We start from the raw sequence: 20,806 nt of genomic DNA, 5'->3' as shown, positions 1-20,806 counted from the left end.
GTTTTCAGACGGCCGTCTGAAAACCTTTTTCTTGTTTTAGCCAATCATTTAAAACTGACTATTAATCTTTCAACACATCTTGCACAGCCGCTTGAATCTTAGCCGCCGCTGCTTCGATTTGCTGTTGTTCGGTAGATTGGCTTGCCACTGTTTCAACCGGAGCCGCTTGTGAAGCTGGTGCAGCTTGTGGAGCTGCGGCTTTAGGCTCAGATTCAGTTTGCGGCGCAGTCAGCGGCAAACGCGCCAATACAGTGCTGACGCCGGTAACTTTATCACCAATCGCCACTTGCGCCTGCGCATCGACAGGCAGATACATATCCACGCGCGAGCCAAAACGGATAAAGCCATAGCGTTCGCCGCGAGACAGTTTCGCACCTGCTTGGGTGTAGCACAAAATACGGCGCGCCACCAAACCGGCCACTTGAACAAAAGTAATTTCACGACCGGAAGCCGTAGTTGCCAACACCGCATTACGTTCATTTTCCGTGCTGGCCTTGTCCAAATCCGCATTCACGAATTTGCCTTTGTTATAGACCACTTTCGTTACCGTACAATCGGCAGGCGATTTTTGCGAATGCACGTTGAACACGTTCATAAAAATACTGATTTTCAAAGCATCGACATCACGATACGGATCGCGTGCGCGCTCAACCACCACGATACGGCCATCAACCGGGCTCAACACCGCTTCAGGATTTAGCGGAATCTCACGCGCAGGGTCGCGGAAAAACTGCAATGCAAATACGGTAAACACCCAAAACGGCAAAGACCACCAGCCGCAGCACATCGATACCAGCAGGCTCAAAGCCAAACCGCCGCCGATAATCGGCCAGCCCTCACGGGCGATAATCGGGTGGGGATACAAACGGTTCATCACTTATCCTTCATTTAATAATTTCAAAATTGCCGCCATTATATCTGAAACTCCAAACATTGAGGCCGTCTGAAATGTTCAGACGGCCGGTGTCTTTTGTAAAAAATACTCAACATAGATAAAGTTTCAGTTTCGGCAACACAATGACGCAGCGTCCTCAACAAACGGCTCACACGAGCCAATAACACGCCGCAAATATCATTTTGACCAAACTTCTGCCCTCGGTTATCTCGACAAGCCCAATATGACAGCCAATACCAGCCAAATCCAATGCCGACGGCGCGATGTAGAAAACAAAGCGCGTTGAGACAGCAAACGCGTTTGGCTCAACTGATACGCCACATCGGCCAACATTACCAAGCGATTAGTCTGCCGGGCATTATTTTCTTCCGCTTTACGCAGTTTCAAATTTTCCGCTTTAATCCGCAGCCGCACCAGCTTGGCTTCCAAAAGCAGCAGCTCGCGCGCTTCTTCATACTCCTGTTGCTTCATCGTCCGTATCCTTGTCTATCTCACCGCGCAAATACGCAATATCTGACCGAATATCCTGCAAGGTTTCAGCCACGCGACTGCCCTGTTCACGATAATCTGCCGATACTTTGCGGAACAATACGGCAATAATCAGCAGGCTCACGAAGAAAATGCCGAAAAATACCCACAAAGCCGCGACATCTGACAGCACGCGGTTCAAACCGAACAGCAAACCGACCAAGCCCACCATCAACAGCGCGCCGGACAACACCAGCCAAATCGCCAACCGGAACACATTCTCCGCCTGACGCGTCAAATCCAAGCTCAATACCTGCAAACGCAGCAGCAGCAAATCCGCGCCCTGATTCAACAAAGCCTTGCCATGTTCAAAACGCTGGCGAATTCCCATCTTAACTATCCTTTTTTTTCAGGAAAACATAAGGCAGAGGCCGTCTGCACGGCGCAATGAAATCCATGATTTCATGTGCACGCCTGTTCAGACGGCCTTAACATATTCGCATTAACGGCGGTTCAACAACACACCAACAACCAAACCGGCCAATGCGGCAAAACCCATCGCATAGTATGGTTTTTCATGCACCACTTCATCAGCGTGTTTGGCACCGCGTTTCAAACGCGCACCTGCATCGACTTCAAATTCAGCAAAACGCTCTTTGCCTTCTTTCAAACGCTCCTGAGCCGCTTCTTCAAACTGCTCGTATTTTTCACGCGCACGCTCGGCATGATGGCGCAAACGCTCGCCGGCCTCTTCTTCAAAACGGCTCAAACGCTCTTTGGCCACAGCCAATTTTTCTTCCAATTTGGCTCGGGCTTTGCTGCCCTCTTCCGAACCGGCTTCCACACCATTGCGGTACAATTCTTCCACATCATCCATCACTTCTCGGATGTCTTTCAGCAAAGCCTCGCGACGTGCTTCAAAATCGTGTTTTTTCATGCTTTTCTCCTTGATATAGGTTGATATGGTTACAGACTATTTATCTGTTAATAAATTATAACCGTTTATTCCGAAATAAACGTTAATTTAAATAAAATTAAGTCCTTATTCTGAAAATAACGAAATGGAATTTAAAAAAGGCCGTCTGAAAACTTCAGACGGCCTTTTCAATTCAGCTTAAAGACTTAAGTCTTATGCCAAACCTTTTGCTTTCAACACTTCCAGCATGGTAGTACCCAGCTCGGCAGGGCTGCGGGTGTAAGCGATACCGGCTTTTTCAAAAGCGGCGAATTTTTCTTCGGCAGTACCTTTACCGCCGGAGATAATCGCACCGGCGTGGCCCATACGTTTGCCTTTAGGAGCGGTAACACCAGCGATGTAACCTACAACAGGTTTGGTTACGTTGGATTGGATGTATTCGGCTGCTTCTTCTTCCGCAGTACCGCCGATTTCACCGATCATGATGATGGCGTCGGTATCCGGGTCTTCTTGGAAGAGTTTCAGTGCGTCGATTTGGTTCATACCAGGAATCGGGTCGCCGCCGATACCGATACAGGTTGATTGACCCAAGCCCAGTTTGGTGGTTTGTGCCACGGCTTCGTAAGTCAATGTACCGGAACGGGAAATAATACCGATGCGGCCCGGAGTGTGGATGTGACCCGGCATAATACCGATTTTGCACTCACCCGGAGTAATCACGCCCGGGCAGTTAGGGCCGACCAAACGGGTACCGTTGCCGTTGGTTTCCAAGTAACGTTTGGCTTTGAGCATGTCCAAAGTAGGCACGCCTTCGGTAATCACAACGACCAAGCCTACGCCTGAATCAACGGCTTCAACGATAGAATCCAAAACAAACGGAGCTGGAACGTAAATTACAGATGCGTCCGCGCCGGTTTCTTTAACGGCTTCTTTCATGGTGTTGAATACAGGCAGGTTCAGGTGGGTTTGACCGCCTTTGCCTGGGGTAACGCCGCCGACAACCTTAGTGCCGTAAGCCAGAGCTTGTTCGGAGTGGAAAGTACCGTTTTTACCGGTGAAACCTTGAACCAATACTTTGGTGTCTTTATTAATCAATACGCTCATTCTTTTCTCCTTAGGCGTTTACGGCTGCAACAATTTTTTCGGCTGCGTCATTCAGGCCGTCTGCAGACGTCAGTTTCAGACCTGATTCGTTCAGGATTTTCGCGCCGAGTTCGGCGTTGTTACCTTCCAAACGAACAACAACAGGAACGTTGACGTTGATTTCTTTAACGGCTGCCACGATGGCTTCCGCAATCATGTCGCAACGTACGATACCGCCGAAGATGTTGATCAATACGCCTTTAACGGATTTGTCTTCCAAAATCAGTTTGAACGCTTCAACCACGCGGTCTTTGGTTGCACCGCCACCAACGTCCAAGAAGTTGGCAGGTTGGCCACCTTTCAGTTTGATGATGTCCATAGTAGCCATCGCCAAACCTGCACCATTAACCATACAGCCGATGTTGCCTTCCAGGGCAACATAGTTCAGGTCGAATTCGGAAGCTTTCAGCTCACGTTCGTTTTCTTGAGATTTGTCGCGTAATTCGGCGATTTTTGGCAGACGGTAGAGCGCGTTGCTGTCGATGCCGATTTTGCCGTCTACGCAAGCCAGTGCGCCGTTTTCGCGAACTGCCAATGGGTTTACTTCAAACAGTGCGAAGTCGTTGTCGACAAACGCTTTGTACGCGCCGGTCATCAGTTTGACGAACTCGTTGATTTGTTTGTCTTTCAAGCCCAGTTGGAACGCAACTTCGCGAGCTTGGCAAGGTTGCAGGCCAACCAGCGGATCAACGGTTACTTTGAAGATTTTTTCTGGAGTTTCGGCAGCAACTTTTTCGATTTCCACGCCGCCTTCGGTAGAAGCCATGAATGTAACGCGGCGGGTAGAACGGTCAACCACTGCGCCCAAGTACAGCTCGGTTTGAACAGGATACATATCTTCGCAAACCAAAACGCTGTTGACAGGTTGGCCGTTGGCATCGGTTTGGTAAGTTACCAAGTTGGTGCCAATCAGGCTTTCAGCCACTTCTTTAGCTTCTTCGCGGCTTTTAACGACTTTTACGCCGCCCGCTTTACCGCGGCCGCCGGCGTGTACTTGTGCTTTGACAACAGCGAATTTGCCGCCCAATTTGTCGTAAGCTGCAGCGGCTTCTTCGCCGTTGTGTGCCAAAATACCGCCTTGTACGGGCAAACCGTAGCTAGCCAGCAGTTCTTTAGCCTGATACTCGTGTAAATTCATGGATTTCTCCTTAAGGTGAGTGGGTTTTAGGAATCGCCCTGCGGCCAATCCCATATTTTCAGACGGCCCTACTATTTACTGAAGGGCAACCACATCCGCGCCAGCAGATACATGGCTGCACCGCCGCCCCCGAGAATAAAAAAGACGATGCCTTTTTTACGCGAATTCGGGCAGAGCAGATAAACGGCAAGGCTGAAACTGATAAACAACAATGCCACGCGCCAAACCAATTCTTTATCTTTGAAACGGTTGAGCGTATAAGTTTCGGTCATCATCACATACATCTGCCACAATGCGGCCATACACATGCTGATGATGCCCATCGGTATAAAGAAAATACCGACTATTTCTTTGTTCATAATGAATGTAAATGCTGTTTGTTTGTCTGACGGAATTATAAATCAGAAAACGGAGCTCTCGAAACATTCAATTTGTCGAAGGCCTTAAGGCCGTCTGAAAAGTTTCAGACGGCCTTAATGTCTATCAACCGTGCAAAGCGCGTTTGTCTGCCGCCAATGCAGCTTCGTGAACCACTTCGGACAAGGTTGGGTGGGCATGGATAATGCGGGCGATGTCTTCGCTGCTGGCGAAGAATTCGAGCGCAGTCACGCCTTCGGTAACCAATTCGCTGACAACTGGGCCGATCATGTGTACGCCCAAGATACGGTCGGTTTTGGCATCTGCCAACACTTTAACCGTACCTTTGGCTTTGCCCATTGCCAATGCGCGACCGTTTGCACCGAAACCTGAAGTACCTTTTTTGTACTCCACGCCTTCGGCTTTGAGCTGCTCTTCGGTTTTACCCACCCAAGCGATTTCAGGGTCGGTGTAAATAACAAACGGTACGTTGTTGAAGTCGATATGCGGTTTTTGACCGGCAATGCGCTCGGCAACGGCAACGCCTTCGTCGCTGGCTTTGTGCGCCAGCATCGGGCCGCGAACCACGTCACCGATTGCCCATACATTAGGCAGGTTGGTACGGCATTCGCCATCTACCTTGATAAAGCCGCGTTCGTCTTTTTCCAAGCCGACAGCTTCGGCATTCAGGCCTTTGGTGTTTGGAATACGGCCGATGGCAACGATCAGTTTGTCGAATACTTCGGTTTTGGCTTCGCCGGCAGCTGTTTCGTAAGCAACGGAAACGCCTTTGCCTTCAGATTTGATGTCGCCGATTTTGACGCCCAATTCAATGCTCAGGCCTTGCTCTTTGGTGAAGTATTTGAAGGCTTCTTTGGCGATTTGTTGGTCGGCGGCAGCCAGGAAGGTCGGCGCGGCTTCAAGAATGGTAACTTCTGCACCCACGCGGTTCCATACGGAACCCATTTCCAAACCAATCACGCCGGAACCGATCACGCCGAGTTTGGCAGGAACTTCGGTCAGGTTCAACGCGCCTTCGTTGTCCAATACGTTCACGTTGTCGATAGCGACTTGTGGCAGTGGACGCGGTACGGAACCGGTTGCTACGATGACGTGTTTGGCTTCGATAACGGTTTTCTCGCCTTTGTTATCGACTTCGATTTGATAGGCATCGCCATTTTTACCGGCAAAGGAAGCAGTACCGAACAAGCTGGTTACTTTGTTTTTTTGGAACAGGAATTTCACGCCGCCGGTCAGTTTAGTCACGATGGCATCTTTGCGCTCAATCATTTTAGCCGCGTCGAATTTTACGTCGCCGACAGTGATACCGTGTTCTGCAAAATCGTGTTGCGCAGCGTGGAAATGTTCGCTCGATTGCAACAGGGCTTTGGAAGGGATACAACCTACGTTCAAGCAAGTACCGCCCAATGCAGGGGCATTGCCTGCTTTGTTAACGCCTGCATCAACACAAGCGGTTTTGAAACCCAGTTGCGCGGCACGGATGGCGGCAACGTATCCGCCCGGGCCTGCACCAATCACTACTACATCATATTGAGACATCGTGTCATCCTTTGCTTTTTGCAGTATCTCAAAATAAAAACGATACTTTTTGTTTCTTTTTTATTTTGAATGACTGCGTTTTGATGGTTTTAAGAAAAGGCCGTCTGAAAGTCCATATCTGTCGATTCATTCGAATCAAATGTTTCAGACGGCCTCAATCGTTTGTTGAGCCTATTGTAGCACGATACTACATTACGCTACATCTAAATAAAAATTCAGACGGCCTTTTCATTAATAAATAAAAGGCCGTCTGAAACGATTACAGATCCAACAACAGGCGAGCTGGGTCTTCCAACGCGTCTTTAATGGCTACCAAGGTCAATACAGCTTCGCGGCCGTCAATGATACGGTGGTCGTAAGACAGAGCCAGATACATCATCGGACGGACAACAACTTGGCCGTTTTCAACCACGGCGCGCTCTTTAGTGGCGTGCATACCCAAAATTGCAGATTGAGGCGGGTTGATGATCGGGGTAGACATCATAGAACCAAAGGTACCGCCGTTGGTAATACTGAATGTACCGCCGGTCAAATCTTCAATAGCGATTTTGCCGTCTTTGGCTTTTTTCGCGTAATCAACAATTGCTTGTTCGATGTCAGCAATGCTCATTTGGTCGGCATCGCGCAGGATTGGCACAACCAAACCGCGTGGGCTGCCAATCGCGATACCGATGTCGAAGTAGCCATGGTACACGATGTCTTTGCCGTCAACAGAAGCATTCACAACCGGATATTTTTTCAGGGCGGCAACAGCGGCTTTAACGAAGAAGGACATAAAGCCCAGTTTTACGCCGTGTTCTTTCTCGAATTTATCTTTGTACTTCGCACGCAAGTCCATGATTGGTTTCATGTTGACTTCGTTGAATGTAGTCAGAATGGCGTTTTCTTGTTGAGAAGCCAAGAGGCGTTCTGCAACACGGGCACGCAGGCGGCTCATTGGTACGCGTTCTTCAGGACGCGCGCCGGCAGGAAGTGCAACGGCAGGAGCAGCGGCTGCAGCAGGTTTGGCAGCGGCATTTTGTACGTCTTCTTTCAATACGCGACCGTCACGGCCGGAACCTTGCAATGCGTTCACGTCAACACCGGTCTCGGCAGCCAGTTTGGCGGCGGCAGGCATAGCGGCGTTGTTTTGTGCAGCAGCAGGAGCAGCGGCTGGGGCTGCTTCGACAGGAGCGGCTGCAGGTGCTTCAGCAGCGTCAGTAGCAGCTGTATCGATGCGTGCCAAAACTTGGTCGGCAACAACGGTCTCACCGTCTTGCGCTACGATTTCAACCAATACGCCGGCTTGTGGAGAAGGTACTTCCAAAACCACTTTGTCAGTTTCGATATCGATCAGGATTTCGTCACGGGCAATTGCTTCGCCAACTTTTTTCTTCCATTCCAAGAGCGTGCCTTCAGATACGCTTTCAGACAGCATAGGTACTTTTACATCAATAATCATTTTGTGTCTCCAATGGCCCTTTCAGACGGCCTGTTGTGTGTTTTTAATTCTGCATATGGGCATTCCGCCTGAGCAGCCTCAGACGGAATGCCACTTGGTTTACAACGCCAAAGCGTCTTCAACCAATTGTTTCAATTGAGCAATGTGTTTGCTTGAGTAGCCCACTGCAGGCGATGCGCTGCTTGGACGACCGGCATAAGACAGTTTTTGCTCTTCGCTGATAACGTCTTCGATGCGGTGGCGGATTTGGTAGAACGCGCCTTGGTTTTTCGGCTCTTCTTGCGCCCAAACCACAGATTTTGCGTTCGGATATTTCGCCAGTTCAGCTTTAACCTCGTCGTATGGGAATGGATACAGCTGCTCAACGCGGACGATAGCAACATCATCTTCCAGTTTACGCTCGGCACGGCCAGCTTCCAAGTCATAGTAAACCTGACCGGCACACAATACCACGCGTTTCACGCTGTCGTTGCTTGCGCGTTCGGCAGTATCGCCGATAACCGGACGGAAGGTCGAACCTTCGGTGAAGTTTTCCAGCGGGCTCATTGCACCTTTGAAGCGCAACAGGCGTTTGGACATGAAAATCACCAGCGGTTTGCGGTATGAACCCAAGACTTGACGTTGCAAGATGTGGAACATTTGCGACGCTTCAGACGGCATGATGACTTGCATATTGTTCTCAGAACACAGTTGCAACCAACGTTCTACGCGTGCAGAAGAGTGCTCAGGGCCTTGACCGTCGTAACCGTGCGGCAGGATGGTGGTCAGACCGCACAAACGACCCCATTTGGTTTCGCCTGAAGACAGGAATTGGTCAATAGTCACTTGCGCGCCGTTGGCGAAGTCACCGAATTGAGCTTCCCAAATGGTCAGCTTGTCAGGTGCGGAGCAGGCAAAGCCGTACTCAAACGCCATCACGGCTTCTTCGTTCAAAATGGAGTCGATGACCAGGAACTCACCCATGCCTTCGCCCATATGGCGCAGAGGAACATAAGTACCGTCGTCCCATTTTTCACGGTTTTGATCGTGCAATACTGCATGACGGTGTGAGAATGTACCGCGGCCGGAGTCCTCACCGGAAATACGCACGCCATGACCTTTAGTCAGCAGGCTTGCGTATGCTAAGGTCTCAGCCATACCCCAGTCGATGGCTTGCTTGCCGGATGCCATGGCTTTACGCGCTTCAAGTACACGTTTTGCAGTCGGATGCAGGGCAAAGCCTTCCGGTACGGCGGTAAACTTCTCAGTAAGACGCTCAATATCTGCGGCAGGCAAACCGGTTTCGATGTGTTCGCGCCAATCTTTGCCTTGGTATTTGCTCCAATCGATTTGTGTGCGTTGGAAGTTGCTCAAAGTTGTTTGTTCAACATGTTCGCCTTTGTCCAAAGCATCACGGTAGGCTTGGATGTAACCGTCAGCTTCAGCTTGAGTTACCACGCCTTCGGCAATCAGTTGCTCGGTGTACAAAGCACGTGCACCTGGGTGTTGCGATACTTTTTTGTACATCATCGGTTGGGTCAAGGTCGGATCATCGCCCTCGTTGTGGCCCCATTTACGGTAGCAGACAACGTCGACCACGATGTCTTTATGGAATTTTTTGCGGTAATCCAAGGCAGCTTGGATGGCAAAGCAAACGCGTTCAGGATCATCGCCGTTCACATGGATAACCGGAGCGGAAACCATTTTTGCGATATCGGTACAATGTACGGTAGAACGGGTATCGCGGGTATCGGAAGTCGTAAAGCCGATTTGGTTGTTGATCACGATGTGAACGGTACCGCCGGTGGTATAACCGCGTGTTTTAGACAGGTTGAATGTTGCTTGGTTAACACCCAAACCAATAAATGCGGAGTCACCGTGAATCAATACTGGCAAGACTTTATCGCGACCATTTTCGCCCAAACGTTTTTGTTTGGCGCGTGCAGAACCTTCCACTACCGGATTCACGATTTCCAAGTGTGATGGGTTGAATGCTAAAGAAACGTGCATCGGGCCGTGTGGCGTAGCGATGTCGGAGCTGAAGCCCATGTGGTATTTCACGTCGCCGCTAGGCAATTTGATTTCGGCACGGCCTTCAAACTCAGCGAACAAATCGCTGGGTTTTTTGCCCAAAATGTTCACTAAAACATTCAGACGGCCACGGTGTGCCATACCGATGATGACTTCTTCCACGCCGTCTTTACCGGCATTTTGAATCAGGTAGTTCAAACCGGCAATCGCGCTTTCGCCGCCTTCTACACCAAAGCGTTTTTGGCCGACATATTTGGTATGCAGGTAGCGTTCCAGAGTTTCGGCAGCAGTCATTTCTTTCAAGATACGGCGTTTTTGTTCAACGTTGTAGCTTGGCGTAGACAGTACGCTTTCAAAATAATTGCGAACCCAGCGACGCTCTTCGGTGTTTGGAATGTAGATGTACTCTACCGCGATATGGCCGCAGTAGGTTTGTTTGAGGTTGCTGATGATTTGGGACAGAGGCAGTTTGCTCTGACCGGAAAAATCGCCCTCGCCCATATTGAACTGAAGCGCCATATCGGCATCTGACAGACCGTGGAATTTAGGATCGAGAGCTTCGATATTTTGAGGAGGAATACGTTTGAGCGGATCAAGTTGGGCTGCGCCCACGCCTTGGATACGATAGGCAGAAATCAGTCGCAAAACGCTGACTTGCTTTTTCATCATTGCCTCATCTACACCGCCTGCGACGGCTGCGGCAATTTTCTTTTTAGCCAAAGTGGCAAATGATTCACGAATCGGTGTATGGGCAACATCGACAGCGACTGCGCCCGGTTGTTTACTCAAATCGGTAAAGTACTGTTTCCATTTTTCATCGACAGATTCCGGATTATCCAGAAACTTTTCATACAACTCCTCGATGTATGGCGCATTAGAACCAAACAGATAAGAGAAATTGAGTTTTTCGTCCATCATGGCGTGAGCTCTTTTCTTTAAAATATAAACAAAGGGTAGAATCCCGTGTTCTCCGAACGGAATTCAGGCCGTCTGAAATGACACTTTATTCTACCCTATTTCAAATCAAATTACCTGCTATCAACTTAATTAATTACGACCAACCTCATTGAAAACGGCAATTCGATTTTTTCAAACGACTTTTCAACAATATATTAATGTATTGTCTATTAGCGTTTATCTACCGGAACGTAATCGCGACGCTCTGCACCGGTATACAGTTGACGTGGGCGACCGATTTTCAGTGCCGGATCGCTAATCATTTCATGCCAATGAGAAATCCAACCTACACTGCGCGACAATGCGAAGATAACGGTAAACATTTCAGTTGGAATGCCCAATGCGGACAAGACGATACCGGAGTAGAAATCGACGTTTGGATACAGCTTGCGTTCAACAAAGAATGGATCTTTCAGTGCAATTTGTTCCAATTCCATCGCCAGCTTGAATTTAGGACTATCTTCCAAGCCCAATTCTTTCAAGACTTCATAACAGGTTTCGCGCATGATGTTGGCTCGTGGGTCCATATTGCGGTATACGCGGTGACCGAAGCCCATCAGACGATATTTGCGTTGTTTCACACCTTCCATGTATGCGGCAACATTAGATACATCGCCGATTTCATCCAGCATCTTCAACACAGCTTCGTTTGCACCGCCGTGTGAAGCACCCCACAGACAGGCGATACCGGCAGCGATACAGGCAAATGGGTTCGCGCCTGAAGAGCCGGCCAAACGTACGGTCGAAGTAGAAGCGTTTTGCTCGTGGTCGGCATGCAAAATAAAGATGCGGTCGAGCGCGCGAGCCAATACTGGATTAGGTTTGTATTCTTCACATGGAGTCGCAAACATCATGTGCAAGAAGTTTTCAGCATAGGAAAGGTTATTTTTTGGATAATTGAACGGCAGGCCGTTGGAATAACGGTAACACATTGCCGCAATTGTCGGAATTTTGGAGATTAAGCGGTAAATTGCAATTTTGCGGTGCTCAGGATTGGCAATATCCAAGCTGTCTTGGTAGAACGCAGACAAAGCGCCAACCACGCCAACCATCATCGCCATCGGATGCGCATCGCGACGGAAACCGCGGAAGAACCAAGTCAACTGCTCATGCAGCATAGTATGGCGGCTGACTGTGGCATCAAATTCTTTTTTCTGTTCAGGGGTAGGCAGTTCGCCGTAAATCAACAGATAGCAAACTTCCAAATAATCGGATTTTTCTGCCAGCTGCTCGATAGGATAACCACGGTAATACAACAGACCTTCATCGCCATCAATATAAGTGATTTTGGATTCACAACTTGCAGTTGACACGAATCCGGGGTCGAAGGAAAACAGACCTGTATTTTTAGTCAAAGTACGGATATCAACCACATCATGGCCGATACTTGCTTCCAATACTGGCAGTTCCAAGGTCTCTTGATTCGGGGTGGTGAGCTTGACTGATTTAGACATTCTTAAACTCCTTTGTAAGTTGGGGCTTTCGTTGCCGCCCAAGCGGCACGGTCCTTTTTTTCAGACGGCCTCCGTATGGAAAGAGCTTGTTCGGATTGGCATCGCAAACAAGCTCTATAATACGTCATGCCTGTCTGATTTTTTCAAGCATGGGAATCAGGTGTTTCTTGTCCGTCGCCGAATGTCCGTTAATCAAGGCAAGCAATTCTTGGTCTTGAAATTCGAGGATTTCGGAAAATTCGGACAACTCCTGATCACTCAGGTGCTCGAATTCTTTTTCCATAAACCTACCGAAGATTAAGTCTAATTCCAACAATCCCCGGCGGGTTTGAAAACGGATTTTCCGTTTGGCAATATCGTCAAAAACCATCATTTCTTAAACGGCTCGTTTCAACATAATCTCTTTAATCTTACCGATGGCTCGGGTCGGATTCAAGTGTTTAGGACATACGTCTACGCAGTTCATAATGGTGTGGCAACGGAACAAACGGTATGGGTCGTTCAGATTATCCAAACGCTCATTAGTAATGGTATCACGGCTATCCGCAATGAAACGGTAAGCATTCAGCAAGCCAGACGGGCCAACGAATTTATCAGGGTTCCACCAGAATGATGGGCAGGCAGTCGAACAGCAGGCGCACAAAATACATTCGTACAAACCGTCCAACTCTTTACGCTCTTCCTGAGTTTGCAGACGCTCTTTGTCTGCATCGATAGGGTTATCATTGACAACGTAAGGTTTGATGGAGTGATATTGTTTGAAGAATTGGGTCATATCCACAATCAGGTCGCGGATAACAGGCAGGCCTGGCAGAGGACGGATTTTAACCGGCTGTTTCAGGCCGCGCAGATCGGTCAGACATGCCAAGCCGTTTTTGCCGTTGATGTTCATACCGTCAGAACCGCAAATACCTTCGCGGCAAGAACGGCGGAAAGACAATGTATCGTCTTGCGCTTTCAGGCGCACTAAAGCGTCCAAAAGTTTAACGTCGGTTGGTTCCAATTCCAACTCGTAACGTTGCATATAAGGTTTGGCATCAACGTCCGGGTTGTAACGGTAAATTTCAAAACTCATTTTTTCCATGAGAAGTGTTCCTTTTCTCATAAACTGCCTAATGATTTTGTATTATGAATTCAAGCAGTTCAATGTGGGTATGGTTAGGTTTCAGACGGCCTTTAAGGTAAAGGCCGTCTGAAAACTCATCAATAAACGCGTTTAGCCGGTTTGATGTATTCCACGCTTAAAGGCTTGGTATGTACCGGTTTGTAAGACAAAGTATTGGTATTTGAATGATACAGGGTATGTTTCATCCAGTTTTCGTCATCGCGCTCAGGATGGTCGTCTGAAGCGTGTGCGCCGCGCGATTCTTTACGCGCTTCGGCAGACACCAAAGTCGCTTTCGCTACTTCAATCAAATTATCCAATTCCAAAGCTTCGATACGCGCGGTATTCCACACTTTGCTCTTGTCTTTGATTTCAGTACGTTTCACGCGCTCGGCAATCGCCATGATTTCTCGAACGCCTTTGCTCAGAATCTCATCGGTACGGAACACACCGGCGTGCAGTTGTACGGAGCGTTGCAGTTCGCGACGCAATGCATCAACGTTTTCGCCACCGGTTTGGTTATCCAAACGCTCGATACGCTGGCGAGTCAACTCACCGGCATTAGCAGGCAGAGGTTTCCAGTCGCTTTGCTCTTTGATGAATTTAATCATGCTGTCGCCGGCAGCTTTACCGAATACCACCAAGTCCAACAGGGAGTTAGTACCCAAGCGGTTTGCACCATGTACAGAAGCACATGCGCACTCACCTGCTGCATACAGACCTTTTACAGGCACTTCGTAATCTTCACCTTGCGGAACGACAACTTCGCCATGGTAGTTGGTCGGAATACCGCCCATCATGTAGTGGGTAGTCGGCACAACAGGAATCGGGTCTTTAATCGGGTCGATACCGGCAAACTGAATGGAAATCTCGCGGATGCCCGGCAGTTTTTCCATAATTTTTTCTGCGCCGATATGGTCGATTTTCAGCAATACGTGGTCTTTGTTTTTACCACAGCCACGACCTTCATAGATTTCCATCGCCATCGCACGGGAAACCACGTCACGGGAAGCCAAGTCTTTTACGGTTGGAGCGTAACGTTCCATAAAGCGTTCGCCATCGGCATTCAGCAGAATACCGCCCTCACCGCGTACACCCTCGGTAATCAATACACCGGCACCGGCTACACCAGTCGGGTGGAATTGCCAGAATTCCATGTCTTCCAACGGAATACCCGCACGGGCACAAATACCCAAACCGTCACCGGTATTCATATAAGCATTGGTAGAAGAAGCATAAATACGACCGCCGCCACCGGTAGCAAACATCACAGCTTTAGCGTGGAAAATATAAACTTCGCCGGTTTCCATTTCCATGGCGGTCACACCGACTACGTCGCCGTTTTCATCACGAATCAAATCTTGCGCCGTCCATTCCACAAAGAATTGTGTATTGGCACGGACGTTTTGTTGGTACAAAGTATGCAACATCGCATGACCGGTACGGTCGGCAACCGCACATGCACGTTCTACCGCGCGTTTACCGTGTTCGGCAGTATGGCCGCCGAAAGGACGTTGGTAGATTTTACCGCTTTCCACACGGTCGAAAGGCATACCCATGTGTTCCAACTCAATTACGGCTTCAGGCGCAGCGCGACACATAAACTCAATCGCATCTTGGTCGCCCAACCAGTCGGAACCTTTCACGGTATCGTACATATGCCAATCCCAACGGTCTTCCTGTACATTACCTAATGAAGCAGAAATACCGCCTTGAGCCGCTACAGTATGAGAACGGGTTGGGAACACTTTAGACAAAACAGCACAATTCAGACCGGATTTAGACAATTGGAGGGCTGCACGTAAACCTGCACCACCACCGCCAACAATCACGGCATCAAACTTGCGAACAGGAAAACCCATATTTACCCCCAAATTACTTTAACTGAATACACCAAGCAGCCTACTAACCAGACGATGGTGGCAACTTGTAAAAACAAACGCACGCCGAAAGGCTTAATGTAGTCCATCCACAAATCGCGGATACCTACCCATGCATGCAGGAATACGGCCAAGAAGCTCACTTGGGTAAACACCTTCACCCAGGTTTGATCAAAAAATGCCTGCCATGCCGAATATTCTTTAGGCAACGTAAACAAAACAACCAAAAGAACCACGGTGTACACCAACATGATGACCGCAGTTGCACGTTGCATTGCCCAATCGCGCAAACCGTAATGCGCACCTGTCAATTTACGTTCTACCATAACAAAGCTCCCAAAACGACGGTCAGAATCAAAGCAGAAGCAAATACAACTTTAGCAGTAGCACGGGCAGTATTTAATTCCAAGCCTTTATGCACATCCAAAAACAGAAAGCGGATACCGGCGAAAAAGTGGTGCAGATATGCCCACAACAGACCGATAAGGATCAGCTTCACAAACGGATTGGAGATAGCAGAACGATATGCTTCAAACGACGCTTCGCGATCCAGCGTTCCAGAGAAGAAATACAAGAGAACAGGCAGCATCACAAACAAGCCGACGCCGCTGATACGGTGAAGAATAGATACAATCCCCGGTATGGGCAATCGGATATTCGGAATTTCCAAAAATACCGGGCGTGATTTGGCGGACATGGTCAGTTCCTCTAGATTTATTATCAGCTCAAAACCTATAGCTCAGCACTACAATAAGCTACATAAACCATAATTTACCTGTTTTATCTCATTTTGAACAGTGCAATTTATGAATGCTCTAATGATTTTTACCAAAAGACTAATAAAATCAAACAATCATTCTTAGATTTTTTTTTTGCGTGGCTAGCCTTTTTTGTTACTTTCCTGCAATTAAGCCATCTCCCCATCAAAGCACTTACGATAACATCATTATTATTTGAGAATTGTATCTATTGTGAGATAAATTCTCACTCTTGATACCTAATCTTTACAAAGGAATCTGTCGTTGAAGCAGAGTTCAAAGGCAAGAAAGTCCACATGACGTATATGAACAAAGCCGAACGCAATGTCTCGGTTGTTTTAGACAATCCGTGTGTGAAATAATGTGCCAAATTTGATGGACAAGGCCGTCTGAAAAGATATAGTGGATTAACTTTAAACCAGTACGGCGTTGCCTCGCCTTAGCTCAAAGAGAACGATTCTCTAAGGTTCTGAAGCACCAAGTGAATCGGTTCCGTACTATCTGTACTGTCTGCGGCTTCGTCGCCTTGTCCTGATTTAAATTTAATCCACTATATAAAGTTTCTATCAATCCATATCATTTAAGTTTTCATCTTCATAATATGGATGATCGAACAGCTCTCCTTCCCAGATACATTCATCCGTTATACCTTGGGATTCCATGAAAGGAACATAAGAATAAAAATCTTTTTCATATTCTCCATAAAATATATTCACTCCTTTGAGCCATACTGCATCGCATTCATCACACAGAATAATTTCATCATGAAGATATTTAGGTTTTGAATGGTAGAGATAGCCTTGTTGACAAGCGGGACATATTTTTATTCTCTTATTCATGATTACTCCATATAATCGATTTATTTTTGTGGGTAAGCAGTAGTGATTTGATTGCTGCGGCATAAGCCATTCTTAACTTATTACCATTGCATTATCATCACTACTCTTACATAGTTATACATTCAAAGACATTTCATCCATCTCTAGATGGACTAAAATACAGCACAACACCAACAATGTTTCCATACCTTATAAGGAAGCTGCATCATGACACATTCCCCTCATCAAAACACACCCGATCCGGAAGACTATATCCCCTCCTTCCGCCGTCGAAACTTGGACACATCCGGTTTTATGAAAAAACTCGGACGCTTTGCCGGCCGCCTGGGCAAACCTGTCGTCCGACAGCTTTATGCACTTTATTACCTTTGGGAATCCGAACACACGCCCAAACGGGCCAAAATGATTATTGTCGGTGCACTGGTTTATTTTCTCAGCCCCATCGACAGCATTCCCGACCTGCTGATTCCATTTGGTTTCAGTGACGACATTGCCGTCATTGCATTGGTTTATTCTCAGATGAAAAACTATCTGACTGAAGATATTCAAGAAAAAGCCCGTCAAGCGGCTGACAAGCTGTTTGGTTCTTAATTGGATACAATTCGACTACACATATATAAATATGAGAAGAAGGCCGTCTGAATATTCAGACGGCCTTCTCGGTTTATGACTTTTTTATTTCAAAGGCTGCATACCCATAACTTCCATCAGGAAGTTGGTAAACGCAGGATTGATTGGCTTGGTATCCATGTTTTTCCAACGTTGCTGCCAACCACGCAAAGCACCTTGAATGTACTGTTTGGATTGCTCGGTAGTAATTTCACCACGTTGGCTGTCAACGGCAGAACGCAGATAAACTTCGTACATACTGTCATCGACGGAGTTGCGTCCCACTTGTTGGATACGGAAGCGGTTCAAATATTGGGCAGCCTGAACTTTGGTCAGACTACCTTGGCTCACTTGGGTACTCAAGCGACGTGCTTCATCATGAATCTTGGAAACATCTGCCCAATGCGAAGGAGCCAAATGATAACTGGTAGCTGAAACTTGTGAATCAGCCTTAGGTTTCTTGACGTTGGTTGGTCGAACTGGTACTTCTTTCAATGTTGGAACATAAATCGATTCACAACCGGCAAGTACCGCCACAGCAAGGATAGGAAGAATGTATTTTTTCATAATGCGCATTATAAGCATGATTCGTTGAAGAAACCAACTTTTGAATAACGGTATTCAAAGCTCATTAACTGAATTACAACAGATTTCATACTATATCTCAAGCCCATACGTAAAAAAGGCCGTCTGAAAACGGCCCTTTAACAACAATCCTATATTATGCCAAATCGGCAAACAGAGGCGTAGAAAGATAGCGTTCGCCATACGATGGCAACAAGACAACAATCAGCTTGCCTTCGTTTTCAGGTTTTTTAGCCAGTTGCAATGCACTCCATACCGCGGCACCGGAAGAAATACCTACCAGAATACCCTCTTTCTCAGCCATAGCGCGCGCAGTTTCAAATGCTGCTTCGTTAGGTACTTTGACAATGCTGTCGTAAATAGTCGTATTCAAAACACTGGGGATAAAGCCTGCGCCCAAACCTTGAATCGGATGCGGGCCTTTCTCACCACCACTCAATACTGGGGAAGCTTCAGGCTCGACAGCCACGATTTGAACTTCGGGTTTGTATTTTTTCAACACTTCACCCACGCCGGTAATCGTGCCGCCAGTACCCACACCGGCCACGAAAATATCAACTTGGCCGTCTGTATCACGCCAAATTTCTTCGGCAGTGGTTTTGCGGTGAACTTCAGGGTTAGCCTCGTTATCAAATTGGCGCGGCATAAAGTAAGTATCTGGATGCTCGTCCACTAAAGACTGGGCTTTAGCGATAGCGCCTGCCATACCTTCGGCTGCCGGAGTCAAAATCAGCTCTGCACCGAATGCACGCAGCAGCATTTTACGTTCTTTACTCATGCTTTCAGGCATAGTAATCGCCAATTTATAACCGCGGGCCGCACACACCATTGCCAAACCGATACCGGTATTGCCGCTGGTCGCCTCAACGATAACGGTATCTTTATTGATTTTACCGGCCTGCTCCGCCGCTTCAATCATGGCTTCGGCAATACGGTCTTTCACGCTGCTGCCCGGATTGAAAAATTCAAGTTTAACGGCGATTTGCGCTTTCAAACCCTCGGTCAAACGGTTCAATTTTACCAAAGGCGTGTTGCCGATCAGCTCGGTAATATTATTTGCAATTTTCATTTCCTGCTCCAGATTTAGATGTGATATAGCCTGCATATTAAACTCAGGCCGTCTGAAAAACCAATATCGAAAATTTCTTTCATTATAACTTTTAGTTTGGATAAATTAATATCCGCCCCGTTCAAAAATCAAAGCCATGGCAACCACAGCCTGCATGACAACCGCAACCAGCCAACCCATTTGCAGCTGAGTAGCACTAAACAAAGCCGCCGACTGCTTGCACACGACCACGCGGTGCAGATAAAACACCAGCATCAACACGCCCTGCAAAACAAACCAATAAATCGGTTTCAAGGCATAAATTTTCAGCAAGGCCACCCATGCGAAACCCGCGCCTGCCAATGGCAAAATGAAATAAACCACGCCTGCCAAGAAAACAAAAGCCAAAGTCATAACGACATTGGAAACCGCAAATAAGGTTAAACCGGCATATTCGCCTGCCGACCAAAACTTTTTGTCTTCCGTTTTACTGCAGTCATCGATAAAGAAGAAAATACTGGCGATTGTCAGATAAAAATGAGGGATGAACAAAGGGCCTGTATGCGTAAAGCCCCACATTCCGGGCAGCAAGCGCGCGCCCAGTGCCGAAATCCCCAGCCACAACAACACCGCAGCCCAAAGCCATTGAAACCGCTGCGCGCGAAAAATAAATGCCAACGATACCGCAGCATACGCGACGGCAAACCAAAAATCCAAAGAAACCATCATGAATACTGCAACTCGCCTTCAAAAACGGTTTCAGCAGGGCCGGTCATTTGCACATCGCCACCTTCTTCCCAACTGATAAACAATTCGCCGCCAGGCAGAGTAACACGCACAGGCACACCCGCTTTCAGCAGGCCATTGCGCACGCCTGCCACCACGGCCGCACACGCTCCGGTGCCGCAAGCCTGAGTTTCCCCAACCCCGCGTTCAAACACGCGCAGGCGGACTGACAATTCATCTTCAACCTGCAAAAAGCCGACATTAACCCGTTCAGGGAACTGCTCGTGAGATTCAATAACGCTGCCCCAATGTTCCACCGGTGCGGTTTCAACATCATCAACCAAAATCACCGCATGCGGATTACCCATATTCACACAGCTTACCGGTACAGACTCCAAACCGACCAAGACAATATGTGTCAGCGCATCTTCATTTTCACCATGTGCAGGCACAAACGGAATTTCAGACGGCATGAAACGCGGTTTACCCATATTGACGGTAACCAAACCGTTATCCAACAGCTTCGGCACAATAATCCCTTTGGCCGTTTCGACCAAAATTTCCGTTTTATCCGTCAAACCCTTATCCGCGACAAAACGCGCAAAACAACGCGCGCCATTGCCGCACTGTTCTACTTCCCGACCATCGGCATTGAAAATGCGGTACCGAAAATCGACCGCATCAGAAGAAGGCTTCTCCACTACCAAAAACTGATCAAAACCCACGCCGCGATAGCGGTCTGCCCATTGGGCAAGCGGCGCAGCCAACGGATCAAAGTCCTGATTGATGGCATTGACCACCATAAAATCATTGCCCAAGCCGTGCATCTTCGTAAATTTCAAAGTTTTCATTATTCATTCACATTCTTATTAAATCATTATTTCGGCACATTCTACACCAGAATGATATATCCGTTT

22 protein-coding genes are annotated in these 20,806 nt (G+C 47.8%); 1 reads left to right on the top strand and 21 read right to left on the bottom strand.

The window, feature by feature from the left end; all coding sequences use genetic code 11:
- Nucleotides 1-61 precede the first annotated feature (61 nt).
- The 17 genes from HMPREF3052_RS05135 to HMPREF3052_RS05055 form a co-directional block, all read right to left on the bottom strand.
- On the bottom strand, nucleotides 62-874 hold the full coding sequence (locus HMPREF3052_RS05135) for a phosphatidylserine decarboxylase (RefSeq protein ID WP_070748940.1): 813 nt from the start codon (nucleotides 872-874) through the stop codon (nucleotides 62-64).
- Nucleotides 875-1,099: 225 nt separating this feature from the next.
- Nucleotides 1,100-1,366: a hypothetical protein gene (locus HMPREF3052_RS05130; RefSeq protein ID WP_070748938.1), complete on the bottom strand. Its 267-nt coding sequence runs from the start codon at nucleotides 1,364-1,366 to the stop codon at nucleotides 1,100-1,102.
- Nucleotides 1,347-1,754, bottom strand: a complete 408-nt coding sequence (locus HMPREF3052_RS05125; RefSeq protein ID WP_049330957.1) for a phage holin family protein — start codon at nucleotides 1,752-1,754, stop codon at nucleotides 1,347-1,349. The genes HMPREF3052_RS05130 and HMPREF3052_RS05125 overlap by 20 nt, the downstream gene beginning before the upstream one ends.
- 111 nt (nucleotides 1,755-1,865) lie before the next feature.
- Nucleotides 1,866-2,300, bottom strand: coding sequence for an ElaB/YgaM/YqjD family protein (locus HMPREF3052_RS05120; RefSeq protein WP_070748936.1), 435 nt, complete (start codon nucleotides 2,298-2,300; stop codon nucleotides 1,866-1,868).
- 192 nt (nucleotides 2,301-2,492) lie between these two features.
- Nucleotides 2,493-3,383, bottom strand: a complete 891-nt coding sequence (sucD, locus tag HMPREF3052_RS05115; RefSeq protein ID WP_002221113.1) for a succinate--CoA ligase subunit alpha — start codon at nucleotides 3,381-3,383, stop codon at nucleotides 2,493-2,495.
- 10 nt (nucleotides 3,384-3,393) lie between these two features.
- A complete protein-coding gene (sucC, locus tag HMPREF3052_RS05110) occupies nucleotides 3,394-4,614 on the bottom strand; it encodes an ADP-forming succinate--CoA ligase subunit beta (protein ID WP_304673737.1) in 1,221 nt (406 codons plus the stop codon).
- 17 nt (nucleotides 4,615-4,631) lie between these two features.
- Nucleotides 4,632-4,919: a hypothetical protein gene (locus HMPREF3052_RS05105; RefSeq protein WP_002213751.1), complete on the bottom strand. Its 288-nt coding sequence runs from the start codon at nucleotides 4,917-4,919 to the stop codon at nucleotides 4,632-4,634.
- 124 nt (nucleotides 4,920-5,043) lie between these two features.
- Nucleotides 5,044-6,477 carry a dihydrolipoyl dehydrogenase gene (gene lpdA / locus HMPREF3052_RS05100; RefSeq protein WP_002217382.1) on the bottom strand — a complete coding sequence of 478 codons (1,434 nt, stop codon included), beginning with the start codon at nucleotides 6,475-6,477 and terminating at the stop codon, nucleotides 5,044-5,046.
- A gap of 259 nt (nucleotides 6,478-6,736) precedes the next feature.
- A complete protein-coding gene (odhB, locus tag HMPREF3052_RS05095) occupies nucleotides 6,737-7,918 on the bottom strand; it encodes a 2-oxoglutarate dehydrogenase complex dihydrolipoyllysine-residue succinyltransferase (protein WP_070748932.1) in 1,182 nt (393 codons plus the stop codon).
- Between the two features lie 99 nt (nucleotides 7,919-8,017).
- A complete protein-coding gene (locus tag HMPREF3052_RS05090) occupies nucleotides 8,018-10,846 on the bottom strand; it encodes a 2-oxoglutarate dehydrogenase E1 component (RefSeq protein WP_070748930.1) in 2,829 nt (942 codons plus the stop codon).
- Nucleotides 10,847-11,055: 209 nt separating this feature from the next.
- The gene (gltA, locus tag HMPREF3052_RS05085) at nucleotides 11,056-12,339 is read right to left on the bottom strand and encodes a citrate synthase (protein WP_003686103.1); all 1,284 of its coding nucleotides are present in this window, start codon (nucleotides 12,337-12,339) and stop codon (nucleotides 11,056-11,058) included.
- A gap of 124 nt (nucleotides 12,340-12,463) precedes the next feature.
- Complete coding sequence (locus HMPREF3052_RS05080) at nucleotides 12,464-12,712, bottom strand: FAD assembly factor SdhE (protein ID WP_003678830.1); 249 nt, start codon at nucleotides 12,710-12,712, stop codon at nucleotides 12,464-12,466.
- 3 nt (nucleotides 12,713-12,715) lie between these two features.
- Nucleotides 12,716-13,423 carry a succinate dehydrogenase iron-sulfur subunit gene (locus tag HMPREF3052_RS05075; protein ID WP_002241462.1) on the bottom strand — a complete coding sequence of 236 codons (708 nt, stop codon included), beginning with the start codon at nucleotides 13,421-13,423 and terminating at the stop codon, nucleotides 12,716-12,718.
- Between the two features lie 119 nt (nucleotides 13,424-13,542).
- On the bottom strand, nucleotides 13,543-15,306 hold the full coding sequence (gene sdhA, locus HMPREF3052_RS05070; RefSeq protein ID WP_070748929.1) for a succinate dehydrogenase flavoprotein subunit: 1,764 nt from the start codon (nucleotides 15,304-15,306) through the stop codon (nucleotides 13,543-13,545).
- Nucleotides 15,307-15,308: 2 nt separating this feature from the next.
- Entirely contained in the window at nucleotides 15,309-15,650 is a 342-nt protein-coding gene (gene sdhD, locus HMPREF3052_RS05065) for a succinate dehydrogenase, hydrophobic membrane anchor protein (RefSeq protein ID WP_004519264.1), read from the bottom strand.
- Entirely contained in the window at nucleotides 15,644-16,021 is a 378-nt protein-coding gene (gene sdhC, locus HMPREF3052_RS05060) for a succinate dehydrogenase, cytochrome b556 subunit (protein WP_003686156.1), read from the bottom strand. The genes sdhD and sdhC overlap by 7 nt, the downstream gene beginning before the upstream one ends.
- Before the next feature lie 627 nt (nucleotides 16,022-16,648).
- Nucleotides 16,649-16,921 carry a hypothetical protein gene (locus HMPREF3052_RS05055; RefSeq protein ID WP_070748927.1) on the bottom strand — a complete coding sequence of 91 codons (273 nt, stop codon included), beginning with the start codon at nucleotides 16,919-16,921 and terminating at the stop codon, nucleotides 16,649-16,651.
- Between the two features lie 207 nt (nucleotides 16,922-17,128).
- Here HMPREF3052_RS05055 and HMPREF3052_RS05050 point away from each other — a divergent pair, with 207 nt between their 5' ends.
- Nucleotides 17,129-17,512 (top strand): YkvA family protein, encoded by a 384-nt coding sequence (locus HMPREF3052_RS05050; protein ID WP_049329785.1) that lies wholly within the window; start codon nucleotides 17,129-17,131, stop codon nucleotides 17,510-17,512.
- An 84-nt stretch (nucleotides 17,513-17,596) separates the two neighbouring features.
- Here HMPREF3052_RS05050 and HMPREF3052_RS05045 read toward each other — a convergent pair whose 3' ends face one another.
- The 4 genes from HMPREF3052_RS05045 to dapF form a co-directional block, all read right to left on the bottom strand.
- Nucleotides 17,597-18,106, bottom strand: coding sequence for a membrane lipoprotein lipid attachment site-containing protein (locus tag HMPREF3052_RS05045; RefSeq protein ID WP_070748925.1), 510 nt, complete (start codon nucleotides 18,104-18,106; stop codon nucleotides 17,597-17,599).
- 145 nt (nucleotides 18,107-18,251) lie between these two features.
- Entirely contained in the window at nucleotides 18,252-19,184 is a 933-nt protein-coding gene (gene cysK, locus HMPREF3052_RS05040; RefSeq protein WP_141756610.1) for a cysteine synthase A, read from the bottom strand.
- A gap of 105 nt (nucleotides 19,185-19,289) precedes the next feature.
- Nucleotides 19,290-19,892, bottom strand: coding sequence for a hypothetical protein (locus tag HMPREF3052_RS05035; protein WP_070748920.1), 603 nt, complete (start codon nucleotides 19,890-19,892; stop codon nucleotides 19,290-19,292).
- Nucleotides 19,889-20,740: a diaminopimelate epimerase gene (gene dapF, locus HMPREF3052_RS05030; RefSeq protein WP_070748918.1), complete on the bottom strand. Its 852-nt coding sequence runs from the start codon at nucleotides 20,738-20,740 to the stop codon at nucleotides 19,889-19,891. Before dapF ends, HMPREF3052_RS05035 begins: the two co-directional genes overlap by 4 nt.
- Between the last annotated feature and the right edge of the window lie 66 nt (nucleotides 20,741-20,806).

Origin of the sequence: Neisseria sp. HMSC056A03 (genome assembly GCF_001815685.1) — a bacterium.
Lineage (GTDB): Bacteria > Pseudomonadota > Gammaproteobacteria > Burkholderiales > Neisseriaceae > Neisseria > Neisseria subflava.
This window is presented reverse-complemented; position numbering and strand designations above follow the sequence as displayed.